Genomic DNA, 5,193 nt, shown 5'->3' with positions numbered 1-5,193 from the left:
CTTTTGGTGAACTTTCTGAATCACCCCTTTCAATTCATAATAATGATAACGGAAACTATTCTAGCTACTGATTGGCCCTTATTACACTATGATATAATATTTTTAATAATTAAATTAATTCGGAATTTTATTTGGAGGATTTATTTATGAACACTAAGATTTCTTCTACGGTGCAGCGTGCAATCAAAATCATCAATTATTTAAATGAAACAACCGGTCCACAAGGAATTAAAAATATTAGCGAAAACCTTAACATTTCCCCCCCTATCACTCATCGTCTGCTTACTACTTTAAAAATGGACGGTTTGGTATTCCAAGATGCAGATTCTAAAAAATATTCACTTGGTACGGTGTTTATTGATTATGCAAATAAAATAATCTCCGATGTACCTTTTGTCTCAATAATCGATCCACAATTAATTAAATTAAGAGACGAGACACAGGAAACGGTAGGGTTTTATATGTTAACAAATATGGTAAGGATGTGTGTAATTGAACATGTCAGTAATCAGGAAATAAGCAGAAGAGCAGGGGTTGGCAATAGGATTCCGCTACAATTTGGCTCAAGCGGACGGGTAATATTGGCATTTCTAAGCGAAGGCTTACAGGCACAAGTATTAAACCTCCTTCCAGAGGAAGAAAGAAAAATGCTACAACAGCAATTAGAAATTATAGTAAATACCCGTTACTCAATTAATGAGGAAGAAATCACGAATAATGTAGCTGCATTATCAGCACCAGTATTCGGTGCTAAAGGAAAAGTCATTGGAGCTATTTCCATTTCCGGGCCTGTCTTTCGCTGGAATAAGGAATCGATGGAACAACATATCTCTTTATTGCTAAAAACGGCTGAAAGTATTTCAAAATCCTTATATTAAATTGATTTGGGTCGGATGATCCCGTTATTAAAAAATCTCTTCAGATAGGTTTCTGAAGAGATTTTTTAGTTTATTCGTGACGGCGGGTTTGAACTAAAACTACTATCACTGCTTAAAGGTATCTTCTGAATATATGAAGAATTTACTCTTTATCTTCTTTACATGTTCATCTATTATTTTACTAACAAAATTCCGTCGGCAATCGGGCGTTCACCTGTTGCGTCAGATGGTCTTGTGACTCGGTCAGCCCCAACTGTCATGGTCGTCGATCCGCCGCCGTCAAGATTGATGGCATCTACGGCTCCTAATGACTTCATGACTTTTGCACTTTCTTCAAAATTTGCCCCCACACTCCATCCGGGTGCGCGCCCATTTATGGTGACAAATAATAGATTTCCATTCTCTTTTATTCCTGCAAGCGTTCTCGGATTACGACGTTCCCCAAAACGATAATAAAACCCAGGATCTTCTTCCCAGTGAAATCCTTCCTCTACGGCATTAATGGAAATTTCTCCGTTTTCCAATAATCGAGGACCTCCGTTAATCATGCTAGTGGTTTGGTCCAATTTTAATGGCTTTCCATCCCCGATGATTTCACTTTTCACCTGAATCTTCATTCCTTGTTGGGCATGGTCACGAAGCCAATCTGCCGCTTCCCCCGTTCCTGCAAGAACAGAACCGCTGCTTGGAATCATTCCCCCACGATGGTTACGGATTTCCGCCACTTCCCCGGCATGATTCACTACCACTTCCACACCATCGCCCGATTCCGTCTTTTCTCCAAATACGGATGTATATTGGATAAGCTCACTTTCATCCATACAAGTATAATCATGTTTCGGCCGTTCTGTTGTCGTATCCCCTCCAACACCGCCACAATTGCGGATCAATCCCGGCTTACGATTTAATCCATCCACTTCCCTAACCGCACCATCGGATGAAGTAGCCTGAATGGACGTGGAAACAGATGCAATGTTTGCCTTCTCTTCAACAGAAGATAAAATCAGAGCTGAACGGCCATTTATCGCCTCACTGACAAGTTGACCTTTGCTGGCGAATATACCGGCAGGATCGCCTAGTGTTCCATCCTTGGCTCCAACAACAAAGTATCCAGCATTAATTCCTGCAATAGCATCATTTCTATCAGCCATTTGGCTCAATGTTTCTTTTCCTATCACTGCGTCATTTGCTAATTCAGGCACCACTTGCCCTTGAAATCGATCCTTATCCACTTCAAGTACGTTCACTACCCAAGGTCCTGTTGTTTTCTCACCATCTTCACCCGTATACACAGTCCGTAGACCCGAATATCCCTTACCCGATAACTTGTTTCTCATTCCGGCTGAATCCGCTTCCTGCTGATATTGGCCGATGCGAACAATGTATCCAAGTGGACCTTTTTCCCGGTCATCCAAGGCCCGATCCGGTTCCCTTATAATGCGGGCATTTTTGAAACCGTCTCTCTTTAAACCTCCCAGCAATAGCTTTGCCTGCTTCTGTGTTTCTACAAATGCCACATCCACTGTGAAATAGTCTTTAGAAGATGTTTCACCACGATTGATTTTGGTATACGTCAATCCAGGCGCTGGATTCATGGAAGTTCTTCGCTCATGCAAATAAGACGTTCCCAGCGGAAGCTCATGATTTTTCATTTTTACCTGTGATTGAACATTCAATTCTGCTTGAACTGGAGTTTCAGGAATCCCATTTACAATCATCAATGACGCTAGACTAATAGCGGCGATAGGCAAAATTGGCTTTTTCCATATTCTTTTCATATTTTTCCTCCAATAAAGTTATGTCCTCCTTTAACTTTATTGTCTAAATGTGATGGAAAATTAAAAAGACTATTATATTACAGTCAATTTTAAGTGAACAAAAATGAGTATAAATGCTCGATAAATATTACAATTCATATTTGTGAAAGGACAAATTTGGATATTTTCTCTTTGCACTCAGTAAATAAACCTTTACTTTTAACAAAGCCTTAACCTTGCCTTGCTACCTAATCAGTAGACAGTAAAAAAGAACTTATTATTAACACCAACCATTTTGTCGGTTATCAATATTATCTGCCTTGCTTCATTCCTTATTGGACTTAGTATCATGAACTATCCAATTTCAAGGATTTTAACAGATCTTGGTTTGCTATGCCCAATTATCTCAACCTTATCATTCTTTTATTTAGTGATTAAAGTCAAGGGTATAAAGCATCCCACATTGAGGTACTTCCATATCGTAAATGCGGCCACATTTCTTGTCCCAGTATGTATTCTTACCTTTCTTATACTACGTTTCTTGAACGATTGGGATATTTACTTTTAAAAAAACTGCTATTATAAAACCATTTTTTATTCAAGCAAAAATAGCCCTCATTTTTAGGGTTTTTTTTCTAAGCCAATTGCATTTAAGCATTATCGTTTTATTTTCATATATTATCCCAATAGTTTTGCAAAGGTATTTTCACCTGCAATACCGTCTGCAGGTATTCCCCTTGCCCTTTGAAATGCCTTAACCGCTATTTCCGTTCCGCTTCCAAAGATACCATCTATGCCATGTGGATTTTGCCCTTCCAAATAAAGTGCAGCTTGAAGAATATAGGTGATATTCCCTTTCGCCCCTTCCCTAACATTAGATGATGCCGCTTTTGTTTGGGGTCCCCATATTCCATCAACATTAATCTTTGCACCATATTGTTTATTCAATTCGGTTTGGAAACCCTTTATCAAAGCTTTTTTAGTATTAGGACCATAATAACCATCCACATCTATCTTTGCATTATACCGGCTATTTAATGTCCTTTGGATGGACTTGATAGTCTGATTGCCGCTGTCCTTTGCAGGCGTACCTTTAACAATGACATCCGATTCGACTTGTGTTGCTGGTGGAGTGGTTCCATTCACTTTTGATATCAGTTTAGGCTTTGTTCCCGCCTTTAACTGAGAATAAGTTAGTCCGTCCGTCATATCCAAGTGCGGATAATCTTTAAAGTTTGACCAATCCCCGCCCCATGCAAAGCCCAGGGATTTACCAATGGCAGTTACCCGTTTCCATTTTGCATCAATTGTCCAAATGGCATTCTTTCCATCGCTGACTATGGAATAATCAATTGCTAGTCCATAGTTATGGTAAGATTAACCTGGTATCGCATTGGTCACTCTCGGTTTCGATAAATCACTATAGTTTTTTCCATCGTAGATATAACCCAGGCGTCCTTGACCATATAGCTTTGCTTGCTCTTCCATAGACCGAAAACCTGCGCTGATTTGGACAAAAATACCTTCTTCGTATGCCCGTTTTACCATTTCCAATGCTGATTCTTTTACGACTGGATGAATTCCGCTGCCCATATTCTTTTCCGAACGATTCAATAAAGTTTCTAATTTAACTGGCAATTTTATCACCTCCTAATATGTTATGGAACTTATTAGGAAATGCTTGTATACTCACCTTGACGTTACAAAAAAAGCCCTTTTAAGTGGACCTATTATGGATTCATCATCCCATACAATTCTTGTAAAATAACAAAAGCACAACCCTTAATGGGACTGTGCTTTTATTTTATAAAGGCTAATTTTGATTTTCTTTTTCTTTGTCAATAGCTTTTATCAATTCATCCAGCTTTTCATTTCTTTCTTGATCTAATCTTGTCTTTGCATTGATGAATTTTATTACCTTAATTATGAAATAAACACTTAAAACAATAAGTCCCAGATAAAACAAAATCGGTATGATTGCAAAAAGCCCTATTAAACTGCTGGCGTGGTCCATAAATAATCCCTCCTTATGTAAAATATAGTATTATTATACAGGAAAAACAGGCTAAGAAGACCCCGTTCAAAATTTAGGACGGGATTAAAATATAGTCGTATAATTTTCGATATAGTATCCTTCACTGTACTTAAAAAATATAACATTAAAGTCGTTTAAAAATCTAAGTTTTATTCAAAAATAGCACCTATTAACTAAAATATAGACGAAGTAATTTTCAAGTTCTAAATCATTTAATAATACATCAATCCTACGACTGCTGAATCAACCTCAGGTGGAATATTAATATCGGATATCCAGGGATTATTAATCAGCATCTCATAACCTAAGTGATCGTGCTCAATATGTAACTAGGGATTTCATCAAGAGGCATGCCTACAATCCACCACTATGGTAAATATAATTATTGAATGAATAACGGAAACAGATAATCAACAATATTAAATGGTAAATTAATATTATTGATTTTTTTTAGTTAAAACATAAAATTAATTATTTATATTTTTAATTCCTTGTTATATAATCGAATCACACAAAAGAAAGG

5 protein-coding genes and 1 pseudogene are annotated in these 5,193 nt (G+C 37.5%); 1 reads left to right on the top strand and 5 read right to left on the bottom strand.

Annotated elements, in window-relative coordinates:
* Positions 1–146: 146 nt before the first annotated feature.
* A complete protein-coding gene (locus tag ACFRAK_RS27085) occupies positions 147–878 on the top strand; it encodes an IclR family transcriptional regulator (protein WP_387598367.1) in 732 nt (243 codons plus the stop codon).
* Between the two features lie 173 nt (positions 879–1,051).
* Here ACFRAK_RS27085 and ACFRAK_RS27080 read toward each other — a convergent pair whose 3' ends face one another.
* The 5 genes and pseudogenes from ACFRAK_RS27080 to ACFRAK_RS27060 form a co-directional block, all read right to left on the bottom strand.
* Complete coding sequence (locus tag ACFRAK_RS27080; protein WP_387598364.1) at positions 1,052–2,656, bottom strand: phosphodiester glycosidase family protein; 1,605 nt, start codon at positions 2,654–2,656, stop codon at positions 1,052–1,054.
* Between the two features lie 657 nt (positions 2,657–3,313).
* Entirely contained in the window at positions 3,314–3,844 is a 531-nt protein-coding gene (locus ACFRAK_RS27075; protein WP_387599297.1) for a peptidoglycan-binding domain-containing protein, read from the bottom strand.
* A gap of 9 nt (positions 3,845–3,853) precedes the next feature.
* A pseudogene (locus ACFRAK_RS27070) lies at positions 3,854–4,000 on the bottom strand (M15 family metallopeptidase); the annotation flags it as partial.
* Positions 4,001–4,012: 12 nt separating this feature from the next.
* Positions 4,013–4,273, bottom strand: a complete 261-nt coding sequence (locus ACFRAK_RS27065) for a D-alanyl-D-alanine carboxypeptidase family protein (RefSeq protein ID WP_387598362.1) — start codon at positions 4,271–4,273, stop codon at positions 4,013–4,015.
* Positions 4,274–4,448: 175 nt separating this feature from the next.
* Positions 4,449–4,649 carry a hypothetical protein gene (locus ACFRAK_RS27060; RefSeq protein WP_387598360.1) on the bottom strand — a complete coding sequence of 67 codons (201 nt, stop codon included), beginning with the start codon at positions 4,647–4,649 and terminating at the stop codon, positions 4,449–4,451.
* Between the last annotated feature and the right edge of the window lie 544 nt (positions 4,650–5,193).

Source organism: Peribacillus sp. NPDC056705 (genome assembly GCF_043656335.1).
Note: the sequence above shows the minus strand (reverse complement) of the source record. Positions and strands in the feature narration are given on the sequence as shown.